Below are 14,789 nucleotides of genomic sequence, written 5' to 3'. Positions count from 1 at the left end.
CAGGAGTCAGCAATGAGCAACATTACTGTGCAGTCCGTGGTTTATCAGGTTGATGGCCAGAGCTACGAGAGCCGCCTGGTGTTCGGCGAAGGCGCGAAAGCCGCTCCGGGCCTGGTGATGGCGCCGAACTGGATGGGCATCAGCGAAGACGCCGAGCAGATCGCCAGGGAAGTGGCGAGCAAGGGTTATGTGGTGTTCCTGGCTGACCTGTACGGGCAGGGCGTGCGTCCGACCAACGCCGATCAGGCGCTGGCTGCCATGATGCCGCTGAAGAACGACCGTGGCCTGCTGAACAAGCGCATGCTGGCAGCGCTGGATCAACTGAAGTCGCAATCGCTGGCGGCAGTGGATACGGGGCGTCTGGCTGCATTCGGTTTCTGCTTCGGCGGATGCTGCGCGCTGGAACTGGCCCGCACTGGCGCGCCTCTGAAAGCCGCAGTGTCGTTCCACGGCACACTGGACACCACCAACCCGGCCGACGCGAAAAACATCCAGGGCAAGGTGCTGGTGCTGCACGGGGCGTCCGATCCATTGGTGCCCAAAGAGCAACTGCCAGCCTTCGAAGCCGAAATGAACGCGGCCAATGTCGACTGGCAACTGCTGAGCTACGGCGGCGCGTTCCACTCGTTCACCGACCCGCATGCGAACAATCCTGGCGTGCAGATGTACAACCCGATTGTGTCCAAGCGTGCGTTCACCGCCATGCATAACCTGCTGGATGAAGTGTTCGCCGGTTAACACCGTACCCGTGGCACACCGCTGAACCCTGTAGGAGTGAGCTTGCTCGCGATAGCGTCCTTGTCGTCACCATCAGGGTGAACAGGCAACCGCCTTCGCGGGCGAGCCCGCTCCCACAGGTTCTGCGCTCGACGTGAAGAGCGGGCGTTATTTCCTGCCCACCGGCAATTCGATGCGCGCCACTTCCCCCGGCACCGTCGGCCAATCGCCCGCTGCCCACTTCGCCCGGGCCTGATCGATCAGCGCCGGGTCGCTGGCCACGAAATTCCAGTTCATTCTCCTGGGCCCATCCAGCGGCGCGCCGCCAATCAGCACGGCGTGGCATTCGCTTTCGGCGCACAGCGTCGGCTCTTCCCCGGGCTCCAGTACCACCAGCGAACGCGCTTCCACCGGCTCGCCATCCAGCAACACCTCACCCTCGATCACATACAAAGCACGTTGCTCATGCTCGGCGGGGATCAGCAGCGTGGTCGCAGTCTGCATCCGGATTTCGGCGTACAGCGTGGGGGACAGCACCGGCACCGGCGACTCCAGGCAAAAACCGTTGCCGGCAATCATCCGGATGCAGATACCCATGGCATCGCTGACCGGCAGGGTCGCCGCAAGGTGATGGCTGTAATGCCCCGGCCCTTGTTCATGGCTTTTGGGCGACGCCAGCCAGACTTGCAGCCCATGCAGCCGCGAGCCCGCATCGTGGACCTCCTGGGGCGTGCGCTCGATATGGGCGATGGCGCTGCCGGCCGTCATCCAGCTGACTTCGCCGGGCATTACATGCTGATCGCTGCCCAGGCTGTCCTTGTGCTGGATCTGGCCTGCGAACAGGTAGGTCAGGGTCGACAGACCGATGTGCGGGTGCTGGCGAATGTCCATCCCGGTCCCGGGGGCGTAAGTGGTTTCCAGCATGTGGTCGAAGAACACGAAGGGTCCGACGCTGCGGCACTGGGCCGAGGGCAGGGGGCGCAGGATCGGCTGGCCTTCGACGTCTTCGGCGCGGGGTTTGATGGTCAACATGGCAGGGCTCTCGGTGAACATGGCGACAGAATACAAAGCATAGGCTGCGGTGTCTGGATGGTCTGTGCTGCGCTGTCGCATCTGCTTGCAAATTCCTCACGCAGTCGTCGAATTGTCCTACAGGTTTTTCAGATATCCGCCGATATCAGGGGCGACAACCGGCTGCACATTTTCGGTGCAGGGTTTTATCTGGGAAGGGACCCATTATGAGCGTCAGAAACATGAATATTGCACCCCGTGCTGCATTGGGCTTCGGGGTGCTGGCGCTGTTGGTATTCGCGTTGGGGGCATTTGCCTTGTTGCAGATGTCGAACATGCGCAAACAGTCGGATCTGGTGGAGAACAAGTGGCTCCCCAGCGTGATGGAGCTGGGCACCATGGGCCAGGACCTGATGCGGATCAGAACCCTGACACTGCGCCTGATGCTCGATCGCAATGCGTCGTCGCTGCAGCAGAACTACAACAAGATCGACCAGCTCAAGGCTGGCCTGCAGAGCACCGAGCAGCGCTATCAGGCATTGATCGAATCACCCCGGGAGCGGCAGCTCTACGATGGCTTCACCGTGGCCAAGCAGGCCTACATGCAGCGCCAGAGCCGGGTGATGGAATTGTCTCGGCAGAACCAGCTCGACGAGGCGCTGGTGGTCATCAACAGCGAAATGAACCAGTACGCCGACACCATGACCCAGGCGCTCAACGACCTGACCGCCCTCAACCGCCAGGGTGCCAGCCAGGCCGGTGAACTGGCGTTGCAGGTGTTCGGCAGTGCCAAGGGCTGGGTGATGGGCATGATCGTGCTCACCGCCGTGATTACCCTGCTGCTGGCCTGGGCGCTGATTCGCAGCATCCTGCAACCGCTGGCCCAGGCGCTGGGCATCGCTCAGGTGATTGCCTCGGGTGACCTGACCGCGCGGATCGAGGTGCAAGGGCGCGATGAGCCGGCACGCCTGCTCGAAGCGCTCAAGGCCATGCAGTTGAGCCTGCGCAATACCATCTTGCGGATTTCCGACTCTTCGAACCAGTTGGCGTCGGCCTCGGAGGAATTGAGCACGGTGACCGAAGATTCCACCCGTGGCCTGCATCAGCAGAGCCTGGAAATCGACCAGGCCGCCACCGCCGTGAACCAGATGACAGCGGCAGTGGAGGAGGTGGCGCGCAACGCAGTGGCGACGTCGCAGGCATCCGACGAATCTGAGAGGGTTGCCCAGCGCGGCCGCCATCAGGTGCAGGAAACCGTGGCCTCGATCAATCACCTGGCGCAGGACGTCACCCGCACGGGCGATCAGGTGGAAACCCTGGCGCAGAAGGTCTACGGCATCAGCAAGGTGCTGGACGTGATTCGTTCGGTGGCCGAGCAGACCAACCTGCTGGCGCTCAACGCTGCCATCGAGGCGGCGCGGGCGGGAGAGGCGGGACGTGGTTTCGCGGTGGTGGCTGACGAGGTGCGTGCGCTGGCCCATCGTACCCAGTCATCGACCCAGGAAATCGAATTGCTGGTGGGCGATATCCGTCAGGGCACCGATCAGGCAGTGGCGGCGATGCAGGGCAGCAATGACCGTGCCCGCGCGACGCTGGAGATGGCGCAATCGGCGGGGGTGGCACTGGATGAAATCGCTTCGGCCATCACGTTGATCACCGAGCGCAACACCGTGATCGCCAGCGCCTCGGAAGAGCAGGCGCAAGTCGCCCGGGAAGTGGACCGCAACCTCACCAACATCCGTGACCTGGCGCTGCAAAGTTCGGCAGGCGCCAACCAGACCAGCGCCGCCAGCCAGGACCTGTCGCGTCTGGCGACGGATCTGAACGGGATGGTAGCGGCGTTCTCGGTCTAGGCCTCATCACCCCGTAGGAGCGCGCTTGCCCGCGATGGCGGTGTGTCAGGCGATGATGCAGTGCCTGACCGGGCGCCGTCGCGGGCAAGCGCGCTCCTACGGGGGTGGTGTTTGTTACATAGCTTTCTGCATGTCCTTATCACCAAAGTATTAACACTATTTATTCAACGCCGTCCCGCCGCTTTGAACTAGCGTGTCTCTGAAATCTATCGGTTTTTGTCAGGACCGATACAGTCTTGATTCGCGTGTCGAACGAGATCGTCGTGTCGTACGCCCTTCAAGGATGATGTTCAGCCACGCAAGGAGTAGGACGTGGAATCACGGTTTGGCGTCGCCCCCGCTTGGAACATTTCCCCCCTTTCTCTCGCCGTAAAACTGAGCATTGCCGGACTGTTGTTCTGGGCACCGGTGCCCCAGGCCAACGCGACGTGCTCGGCGGCTGGCTCCACCATCACCTGCACCGGTGTGCCGACCCTGCCGCTGTTTCTAAATGACTACTCCAGCGCCACGAACGGCCTGACGGTCAACGTCAACTCCGGGGCGCAGATGAACGCGACCCTGGGTGGCAAGGTGCTCAACCTGACCGGGGTGAACATCACCCTCAACAACTCCGGCACCATCGACCCTGCCTTGCTGGGTCTGGTGTCCATATTGAGCGGCGGCGCGTTCATCGGCACCGGAGGCAGCAGTGTCGTCAATGTGCTCAACAACACCACAGGGATCATTCGTGGCACCGGCATGATGCTGGGCCTGAACCTCACCAGCATCGACGGCCTGGCGCTTGCGGTGAACAACGCCGCGTCCGGCACCACCACCGTCGCCAACAATGGCACCATCACCTCCACCGGTCTGTCGGTCGGCGGTATCACCCAGGCCGATACTCCCGTGGTCGGTATCTATGGCGGCTCGCAGGTCAACATGACCAACAGCGCCAGCGGGACGATCCTCGGCCGCGTGGCGTTCGAGACCTCGGCTGCGGGCAACACCTTCACCAACGCCGGCAACATCACCGGCAGTGTGTCCCTGGGGGTGGGCAGCACCAACACCTTCTACGGGATCACCGGTTCGAGCGTGAACGTCGGTGACGGCGTGCAAGTCACCACGGGCCTGGGTGGCCTGATCGGGGTCAACCTGACTTTCGCCCCCACCGGGACTGTCGATGGCGGTGCGGCCGGCAGCAACACGCTGATCTTGCAAAATCCCATCGGACTGGGTGGCGGGACCACCGGGACCGGCACGGCGTCCAGTGCCACCTACGTCAACTTCAACAACCTGACCCTCAACAGCGGTACCTGGACCTTGCAGGGGCCGCTGGTCAGCGGTTCGACAACGCTCAATGGCGGTGTGGCGCAGTTCAATGACAATGGCACCTTCGGCAGCGGCGTGCTGACCTCCAATGGCGGGATTCTCCAGGCCAGCAACGCCGGTTTGACCCTGGCCAACCAGATCAACCTTGGCGCGGGTGGCCTGACCCTGCAGGGTATCAACGGTACAACCCTCAACGGTGTGATTTCCGGCACCGGCGGCCTGACCAAGATCGGTAGCGGCCAGCTCAACCTCAATGGCATCAACACTTACTCCGGCAACACCACACTCAACGGTGGCGTGGTACTGGTGGGCAACAATCAGGCGTTCAGCAGCGGTGGCATCACCGTCGGCGGCTCGTCGAGCATTTCGGCGACGGCGCCGATTTCGCTGGCCAACGCGATCACGCTCAACAGCACCCTGACCGCGACCGGCACCGGTGCGTTGACCCTGGGCGGAGTGATCAGCGGCGCGGCCAACCTGACCAAGACCGGCAGCGGCAGCCTGACCCTCAACGGCATCAACAATTACACCGGGATCACCAGCCTCAGCGCCGGCACCCTGCGCGTGGGCAACAACAGCGCCCTGGGCACCGGGGTGCTCAACACCAGTAACGGCACCAGCCTGGACAGCACGGGCAATGTGACCCTGGCCAACAACGTGGGCATCACCGGCACGCTCAACGTGCTGGGCAGCAATGCCCTGACCCTGGCCGGCATCGTCTCGGGCACCGGCGCGATCACCAAGAGCGGTGCTGCCAGCCTGACCCTGACCGGCAACAACACCAACAGCGGTACCACCGCGCTCAACGGCGGTAGCTTGTTCGTCGGCAGCAATACCGCGCTGGGCACGGGCGCATTGAACGCAGCGGCGGGCACCACGCTGGATACGACCACGGCAGTCACGCTGGCGAACGCCGTTGCGCTGGCCGGAGGGCTGAGCCTCGGAGGGACCCAGGCGCTGGGCCTGAGCGGTGTCGTCAGCGGCGCCGGCAACCTGATCAAGAACGGCACCGCGAACCTGACCCTGAGCGGCAACAACACTTTCTCCGGCGGCACGACGCTGAATGCCGGGACGCTGATCGTCGGCTCCAACACCGCGCTGGGCACCGGTGCGCTGAACACCGCGGCGGGCACCACCCTGGATGCCAGCACCTCGGTATCGCTGGCCAACGCCGTCAATCTTGGCGGGAATCTCAACGTGGCCGGCAACGCCAACACGACCCTGGGCGGCGTCGTCAGTGGCAGCGGCGGGCTGACCAAGAACGGCGCCGCCAATCTGATTCTCAACGGTGCCAACACCTTCACAGGCGGCACCAACCTCAATGCCGGTACGCTGACCGTCGGCAACAGCGCGGCACTGGGCAGCGGCGATCTGAACGTCGTCAACGCGGCGACGCTGGACAGCAACACATCTGTCATGCTGAACAACAACGTTGCACTCAACGGCAACCTGGCCGTCGGCGGCAGCAACGGCCTGATCCTGGGCGGCGTGCTCAGCGGTGCCAACCAGTTGATCAAGAACGGCACCGCCAACCTGACGCTCAACGGCGCCAACACCTTCACCGGCGGCACCGCCATCAATGCCGGGAGCCTGACCGTCGGCAATGGTGCAGCGCTGGGTTCCGGCACCCTCACCGTGGGCGGCGCGGGCGCCACGCTCAACAGCAGCGCCAACGTGACGCTGAACAACGCGATCGCGCTCAACTCCAACCTCACCACTGGCGGGGCCAACCCCTTGACCCTCGGCGGCGTCATCAGTGGCGCCAGCAACCTGATCAAGACCGGCTCTTCGACACTGACCCTGACCGGCAACAACACCTACACCGGTGCCACGTCGCTGAATGCCGGAACACTGGTGGTCGGCTCCAACACAGCCCTGGGCACCGGCGTGCTCAACGCAGGCAACAACACCACGCTGGACGCCAGCACCGCGACCAGCCTGGCCAACAACGTCAACCTCGGCGGTAACGTCGCCATCGGCGGCAGCAACGCGCTGACCCTAGCCGGCGTGGTCTCCGGTGTCGGCGGCCTGACCAAAAACGGCCCCGCCGATCTGATTCTCAATGGCCCCAACACCTATTTCGGCAACACCGCGCTGAACGCCGGCAAACTGGTCCTCGGCAGCAACACCGCGATCGGCAGCGGCGCGCTGAATGCAGCGGCCGGCACCACGCTGGACACCAATACCGCAGTCACCCTGGGCAATCAGGTCAACCTCGCCGGTGCGCTCAATGTGGACGGCAGCTCTGACCTGACCCTGAGCGGCACTGTCGCCGGTGCCGGCAGCCTGGTGAAAAACGGTGCGGCCAACCTTAACCTCAACGGCATCAATACCTACCTCGGCGGCACCACCCTGAACGCCGGGACCCTGACCGCCGGCAACAGTTCGGCGCTGGGCCTGGGAGCCTTGACCGTTGGCGGTGCGTCGACGCTGGACAGCAGTTCACCGCTGGTGAACCTCGGCAACTCGGTGGTGCTCAATGCGGCACTGAGCAACGGCGGCACCCAGGACCTGACCCTGGGCGGCGTCATCAGCGGCGCGGGCGAGCTGATCAAGAATGGTGCGGCCAACCTGACCCTCAACGGCACCAACACCTACAGCGGCGGCACCACCCTCAATGCGGGCACGCTGACCCTCGGTTCGGCTGCTGCATTGGGCAGCGGCGGGCTGAACGTCGGTGGCGCCTCGACGCTGGACAACAGCACCGCCATGAACGTCGGCAACAACATCACGCTCAATGCCGACCTGACGCTGGCAGGCAACAATGACCTGAACCTCAGTGGCGTGATCGATGGTGCGGCCGCCCTGAACAAGGACGGCTTCAGCGATCTGACACTCAGTGGCAACAACACCTTCACCGGTCCGCTGAATATCCAGTCCGGCAGCGTGACCACCCTGAGCAGCGGGGCGCTGGGCAACACGTCCGGTGCCAATATCAGCGCCGGTGCAGGCTTGAACCTGGGCAGCGATGCGAGCCTGGCGGCGCTCAGCGGCAGTGGTAGCGTGCAGATCGGCGGTGGCAACACCCTGTCAGTGGGCGGCGTGAGCACCACCAGCACCTTCGACGGCGACCTCGGTGGCAGCGGCGCGCTGACCAAGGTCGGCACCGGCACCCTGAACCTGACCGGCACCAATGGCATCACCGGCAACACCACCGTCAATAGCGGTACGCTGAACCTCACAGGTTCCCTGGCCAGCACCCAGCTCAATGTCAACAATGGCGGCACGCTGACGGGCACCGGTTCAGCGCTTGGTTTCATCACCATCAACAACGGCGGCCACCTGGCGTTGTCTTCGGGCAATACCTTGTCGGCCTCGTCGCTGGTGCTTGACGCCAACAGCAACGTCGATGCGAGCCTCTCCACGCCATCCACCAGCTCGCTGATGAACGTCGGCGGCAACCTGACCCTGGACGGTAACCTCAACGTCACCGATGCCGGCGGGTTCGGTGTGGGTGTCTATCGCCTCTTCAACTATATTGGCGCACTGACTGACAACGGCCTGACCGTTGCTGGCGTGCCGGTGGGGTATAGCCTGGGCGACATGCTGGTGCAGACCCTCGGCAATCAGGTCAACCTGATCGTCTCGGCGCCGAACGCCACCCTGCGTTTCTGGGACGGCAGCCAGACCATTCCCAACGGCACAGTGGATGGCGGCAGCGGCACCTGGAATGCCGGCGGCACCAACTGGACCAATTCCAACGGCACGCTGAACCAGACCTGGGCGGATGACTTCGCGGTGTTCCAGGGCACGGCGGGTACAGTGACGGTCAATGGCACGCAGCTGTTCACCGGGATGCAGTTCCTCACCGATGGCTACAACCTGGTCAATGGCACGGCGGGGCTGCTGACCGCCGCCAACGGTACCGGCGGCACCACGGCGATGCGGGTCGATCCGGGCGTGACCGCCACGGTCGGCGTGGACATCGAGGGCAGCGGTACCCTCAACAAACTCGACAGCGGCACCCTGGTGCTCAACGGCGCCAACAGCTACACAGGTGGCACGCAACTGGACGGCGGCACCTTGGTGGTCGGCAGCAACACCGCACTGGGCACTGGTGCGCTGATCGCCAATGCCGGCACGCAACTGGACAGCAACACCGCCGTGACCCTGGCCAACGCTGCCACGCTGAACGGCAATCTCACCGTGCTCGGCAGCAATGCGCTGACCCTCAACGGTGTCATTTCCGGCACTGGCGGCTTGATCAAGAACGGTACGGCCAGCCTGACTCTCGGTGGCAACAACGCCTTCCTCGGGCCGGTTGCACTAAACGCTGGCGGTCTGATTCTGGCGTCTAACAGTGCGCTGGGCTCGGCCACCCTGAACGCGGCGAACGGCACCACCCTGGATTCCAGCGCCAGCGTCAGTGCGGGCAACGCGATCAACCTGGCAGGCAACCTTGGCATCGTCGGCAGCAACGATTTGACACTCAGCGGAGCCATCAACGGCGCCGGCAGCCTGACCAAGAACGGCGCGGCCAACCTGATCCTTAGCGGCGCCAACAACTTCCTGGGTGGCATCACCCTCAACGCCGGCTCGCTGACTGCGGGCAGCAACGGCGCCCTTGGTCTGGGCAACCTGACCGTGGCAGGCGCCTCGGCGCTGGACAGCAACACTTCGGTGTCGCTGGGCAACAACGTGGTGCTCAACGCCAATCTGACCAACACCGGCAACAGCGACGTGGCCCTCAGCGGCGTGGTCAGCGGCAGCGGCGCACTGATCAAGAACGGCGCGTCCAACCTGACCCTCAACGGCATCAACACCTACTCCGGCGGCACCACGCTGAATGCCGGCACCCTGACCCTCGGCACCTCTGCGGGCCTGGGCTCCGGCGCGGTGACCGTGGCTGGCAGCTCGACCCTGGACACCACCGCGCCGCTGGTGCTGGCCAATGACCTCGACATCAATGCCAACCTCAGCGTAGCCGGCAACAACAACCTGACTCTGGGCGGCGTGATCGGCGGGGCAGGCACGCTGACCAAAAACGGTCTGGCCGACCTGACGCTGAGCGGCGTCAACACCTTCAGCGGCACCTTCGACGTGCAGTCCGGTAGCCTCACCACCCTGGGCAACTCGGCGCTGGGCAACGACGCCGGGGTCAATCTCGGCAATGCCGCGACCCTCAACCTCGGCGGCTCGGGCAGCCTCGCCAGCCTCACCGGCAGCGGCACCGCGCTGATCGGCGGCGGCAACACCCTGAGCATCGGTGGTAACGGTGCCAGCAGCATTTTCGACGGTGTGCTCACCGGCACCGGCGAATTGAACAAGCTCGGCACCGGTACTCTGACCCTGACGGGCATCAACAGCCTGACCGGCAACACCACGGTCAACGGCGGCACCTTGAGCGTCAACGGATCGCTGGACAGCGCCAGCGTGCTGGTCAACAGCGGTGGCACCCTGGCCGGCAGCGGTTCGCTGGGCGGGGCAGTGACCGTGGCCGATGGCGGTCATCTGGCGGGCGTCACAGGCAGCACCCTGTCGGTGAACTCGCTGGTCTTCAACGGCAACTCGATCTTTGATGTCGGCCTCGGCGCCCCGGTTTCCGGTGGTGGCAACGCGCTGGTGAATGTCGGCGGCGACCTGACCCTGGACGGCACCCTCAATGTCAGTGACATCGGCGGCTTCGGCAGTGGTGTGTACCGCCTGATCAACTACACGGGCGGTCTGACCGACAACGGCATGCTGATCGGCGCCGTACCCGGCAGCGTCACTCCGGGTGACCTGAGCCTGCAGACCGCGCTGGCCAACCAGATCAATCTGCTGGTCACTGCGCCAGGTGTCACCGTGCAGTTCTGGGACGGCAGCCAGCTGGCCGCCAACGGCTCGGTGGACGGCGGCAACGGCACCTGGGCCACTGGCAGTGCCAACTGGACCGACGTCAACGGCACCTTCAACCAGGCCTGGACCGGCAACTTCGCGGTGTTCCAGGGCACTGCGGGCACCGTGACCGTCGATGGCGCGCAGACCATCACCGGCATGCAGTTCGTCACCGACGGCTACAGCCTGCAGGACGGCACCGCGGGGTCTCTGAACCTGGTCAACGGTTCCTTGGGCAACGCTTCGGTGCGCGTCGATCCAGGCGCCACCGCTACCGTCGGTGTTGCGCTCAACGGCGCAGGTACTTTGGGCAAGTACGACAGCGGCACCCTGGTACTCGACGCTGCCAACGGTTACTCCGGAGGCACCGCACTCAATGGCGGTAAGATCGTCGTGGGCAATGACGCGGCACTGGGTACCGGTGTGCTGACCGCAGCCGACGGCACCGCCCTGGACAGCAATCGCGCCATCAGCCTGGCCAACGACGTGGTGCTCGATGGCGGCCTCACCGTCGCCGGCTCCAATGCCCTGACCCTGGGCGGCGTGGTCAGCGGCAGCGGCAGCCTGATCAAGGCCGGCGCCTCGACGCTGACCCTCAACGGCAACAACACCTACAGCGGCGGCACCCGTCTGGGCGGCGGCACCTTGCTGCTGGGCAACAACAGCGCCCTGGGCAGCGGCGCAGTGAGCGTGCTGGCCGACTCGAGCCTGGACAGCACCTCGGCCCTGCAACTGGCCAACGCCATCAACCTGGGCGCGCAACTGACCCTGGCCGGGAACCAGAGCACCACGCTGATCGGCGCTGTCACCGGTACCGGCAGCTTGGTGAAAAATGGCAGCGGCGAGCTGTTGCTCAGCGGTGCCAACACCTACAGCGGCGGCACCACGCTGAACGGCGGTACGACTCGCGGCGACACCAGCAGCCTGCAAGGCGCCATCGTCAACAACGCGGCCTTGACCTTCGAACAGAACGCGGACGGCACCTATTCGGGCAATCTCACCGGTACCGGTACGCTGAACAAGACCGGCACCGGCCAACTGCTCCTGACCGGCAACAACAGCTTCACCGGCAACACCTCGGTGCAGGCCGGTACCCTGACCGTCAACGGTGTGCTGGACAGCGCCAGCATCAACGTCGCCAGTGGCGCGAAGATCGGCGGCAGCGGTCAGTTTGGCGGGACGCTGCAACTGGCTGACGGCGCGACGCTTGCGGGCGGTGGCAGTGCATCGCCGCTGTCGGTGGGCTCGCTTGCGTTGTCCTCGGGCACCAACCTGGACTTCAGCCTGGGTTCGGCCGCCAGTTCCACCACGGTGGTCAACGTGGCCGGCGACCTGACTCTGGACGGCACGCTGAACATCAGCAATGCCGGCGGCTTCGGCGCCGGGGTGTACCAGCTGTTCAGCTACGGTGGCAACCTGACCGACAACGGCCTGGTGTACGGCAGCCTGCCGGTTTCGGCAGCCAGCCTGACCCTGCAAACCGCCATCGCCAATCAGGTCAACCTGCTGGTGCAAGGCTCGCCAGGCGAGGTGCAGTTCTGGAACGGCGGCACCACCAATCCTGACGGCAGCATCGGCGGCGGCGATGGCGTGTGGGGCCCAGCCACCAACTGGACCGATTCGACCGGTACCCAGGCCCTGGCATCGAATGGGCAGTTCGCGGTGTTTGGCGGTCGGGCCGGTACGGTCACCGTGCTTGGCAACCGGCGCTTCACCGGGCTGCAATTTCTCGCCAGCGGCTACAACCTGACTGCGGGCACCGATGGCAGTCTGACCCCCGTCAACGGCGACGACGGCAGCCTGGCGCCGGTGCGGGTCAATGCCGGCGGCACTGCGCAGCTTTCCGTAGCGCTGGTGGGCGAGGGCGGTATCGAGAAAATGGATTCAGGCACCTTGATCCTCAGCGGCGCCAACACCTACAGCGGTGGCACCATCGTCAGCGGCGGTACCTTGATCGGCGATACCACCAGCCTGCAAGGCGACATCACCAACGACGCGCAACTGGTGTTCCAGCAAAACGCCGACGGGCAGTTCAACGGCGCACTCAGCGGCACCGGGCAGCTGTTCAAACGAGGTTTCGCGCGGCTTCTGCTGACGGGCAACCAGTCGTTCAGTGGACCGTTGTCGCTGGATCAAGGGGTGCTGCAGGTCGGCAATCGCGAGGCGCCAGCATCGCTGGGCGCTGAAGTGACGGTCGCCAGTGGTGCCGGCCTCAGCGGTAACGGCAGCGTCGGCGGGGTGATCAACAAGGGCGTGGTCGCGTCCGGCGGGACGGACGGAACCTTGAGCGTGGCCGGCAACCTGACCAACACCTCAAGCGGGATCCTGGACCTGACCGCCGTTGCCCCAACCACCACGGTAGAAGCGGCGCCTGTCGCCAGGTTCGCAAGCCTGGCCAGAAGCAGGGTGCTGGCCCTGGCCGTCGCGCCAGCGACCGGCACTTCCCTGGTGGTGAACGGCACGGCCAACCTGGACGGCGGCTTGCGCGTCACGGGCATCACGCCGTTCACCGGCAATACCACCTACTCGCTGATCACCGCCAGCGGCGGGGTGGTCGGCACCTTCAGCAGCACCGACCTGCCGCAGTACGCTTTCCTGAATACCTTGCTCGCCTACAACCCGGACTCGGTGACCTTGGCGGTCAGCCGTAACAGCAGTGCATTCGCCGACGTGGCGGCCACCCGCAACCAGCGCAACACCGCTTCGGCGCTGGCGGCCAACGGTGCGGCCGGGGATGCGTTGCAGAATGAAATCGTCAACCTTACGGTGGGCAGTGCGCGCAATGCCTTCGACAGCCTGTCCGGGGAAATCCACGCCAGCGCCGCCAGCGCGATCCTTGAGGATTCGGGTCACGTGCGTAACGCCGTCAACGACAGGATGCGCCAGCCGTCGTGCGGTGCAGTTGGAGATCCACGTCTGGCGCTGGCGCCAAGCGACAATCAGCTGAGCAGCAATGGCTGCCATGGCGAGATGGTCGGTTGGGCCCGTGCACTCGGCGCCTGGGGGAAATCGGATGGCAACAGCAACACGGCCAGCCTGGATCGCAACCTGAGCGGCTTCATGCTCGGTACCGACAAGCAGCTCGATGACGCCTGGCGCGTGGGCATGGCAGCCGGGTACACCCGCAGCGACCTGGATGCCCATGACCGTCGTTCCGATGCGACGGTGGAAAGCTACCATGTGGCGGCGTACCTCAACTCGCAGTTCGATGCCCTGGCGGTGCGCCTGGGTACGGCGTACAGCTGGCATGACATCGAGACCAAGCGCGATGTCAGCGTCGGCAACTACAATGATCGCCTCAAGGCCGACTATGACGCACGCACCGCTCAGGTCTTCGGTGAAGTGGGCTACACCCTTGAAGCGGCAGGTGTTGCACTCGAGCCGTTCGCCGGGCTGGCCTACGTCAACTACGACTCGGACAAAGCAAAGGAAAAGGGTGGGGTAGGGCGCCTGACGGCCGAGGCTGACCAGGACATCACTTTCTCGACCCTCGGCCTGCGCGCTGGCAAGGTGATTACCCTGAACAACGGCGGCCAGTTCACCCCGCGCGCGGCCATCGGCTGGCGGCATGCGTTTGGTGACACCAAGCCCGACGCAGACCTGACCTTCATCGACGGCGGCGGCTCGTTCAAGACCCAGGGCGTGCCGATCGCCAAGGACAGCGCCATCGTCGAGGCCGGCGTGGACTTCCAGATCAGCCCGACCGGCAAACTGGGGATTGGCTACTCGGGGCAACTGTCAAACGAAGCCAAGGACCACGCCATGACCGTGAGTTTCAGCCTCGGGTTCTGATGCGCACCGAAAGACAAAAAACGCCCGAAAGGGCGTTTTTTCATGCCGCAGGTCCTACGGCGCTCACCATATCCCCGTAGCAGTCCGGCTTGCCGGCGTCCTCGCCCTCAAGCTCGCCCCGCCCTCAAGCCCGCCCCGCCGGCAAACCGTGCTGCTACGGGTTCAATGCGAACCTGTGACTATTGCCTGGCTCAAAACTGTGGGAGCGGGCTTGCCCGCGAAGGCGTTGTGGCAACCACCATCGAACTGTCAGGCCTGCCGTCTTCGCGGGCGAGCCCGCTCCCACAGGTT

The 14,789-nt window shown here is 64.7% G+C and carries 4 protein-coding genes; 3 read left to right on the top strand and 1 reads right to left on the bottom strand.

What is annotated here, in order from left to right:
* Positions 1 to 12 precede the first annotated feature (12 nt).
* Positions 13 to 738, top strand: coding sequence for a dienelactone hydrolase family protein (locus tag ACIPOO_RS19960; RefSeq protein ID WP_400609269.1), 726 nt, complete (start codon positions 13 to 15; stop codon positions 736 to 738).
* A gap of 147 nt (positions 739 to 885) precedes the next feature.
* Here ACIPOO_RS19960 and ACIPOO_RS19955 read toward each other — a convergent pair whose 3' ends face one another.
* Positions 886 to 1,749 carry a pirin family protein gene (locus ACIPOO_RS19955; RefSeq protein ID WP_400609267.1) on the bottom strand — a complete coding sequence of 288 codons (864 nt, stop codon included), beginning with the start codon at positions 1,747 to 1,749 and terminating at the stop codon, positions 886 to 888.
* Positions 1,750 to 1,955: 206 nt separating this feature from the next.
* On the opposite strand from ACIPOO_RS19955, the gene ACIPOO_RS19950 reads away from it, so the two are divergent.
* A complete protein-coding gene (locus tag ACIPOO_RS19950) occupies positions 1,956 to 3,581 on the top strand; it encodes a methyl-accepting chemotaxis protein (RefSeq protein ID WP_274131387.1) in 1,626 nt (541 codons plus the stop codon).
* Positions 3,582 to 3,893: 312 nt separating this feature from the next.
* Positions 3,894 to 14,498, top strand: a complete 10,605-nt coding sequence (locus ACIPOO_RS19945) for an autotransporter-associated beta strand repeat-containing protein (protein ID WP_400609265.1) — start codon at positions 3,894 to 3,896, stop codon at positions 14,496 to 14,498.
* The last annotated feature ends 291 nt before the right edge of the window (positions 14,499 to 14,789 follow it).

This window comes from Pseudomonas sp. NPDC090201 (assembly GCF_044746825.1).
In the GTDB taxonomy this organism is placed as follows: Bacteria; Pseudomonadota; Gammaproteobacteria; order Pseudomonadales; family Pseudomonadaceae; genus Aquipseudomonas; species Aquipseudomonas putida_AD.
This window is presented reverse-complemented; position numbering and strand designations above follow the sequence as displayed.

Excerpts from the sequence above, each read along its gene's own strand:
- ACIPOO_RS19955 (WP_400609267.1), bottom strand. The coding sequence starts at position 1,749 with ATGTTGACCATCAAACCCCGCGCCGAAGACGTCGAAGGCCAGCCGATC.
- ACIPOO_RS19950 (WP_274131387.1), top strand. The coding sequence starts at position 1,956 with ATGAGCGTCAGAAACATGAATATTGCACCCCGTGCTGCATTGGGCTTC.
- ACIPOO_RS19960 (WP_400609269.1), top strand. The coding sequence starts at position 13 with ATGAGCAACATTACTGTGCAGTCCGTGGTTTATCAGGTTGATGGCCAG.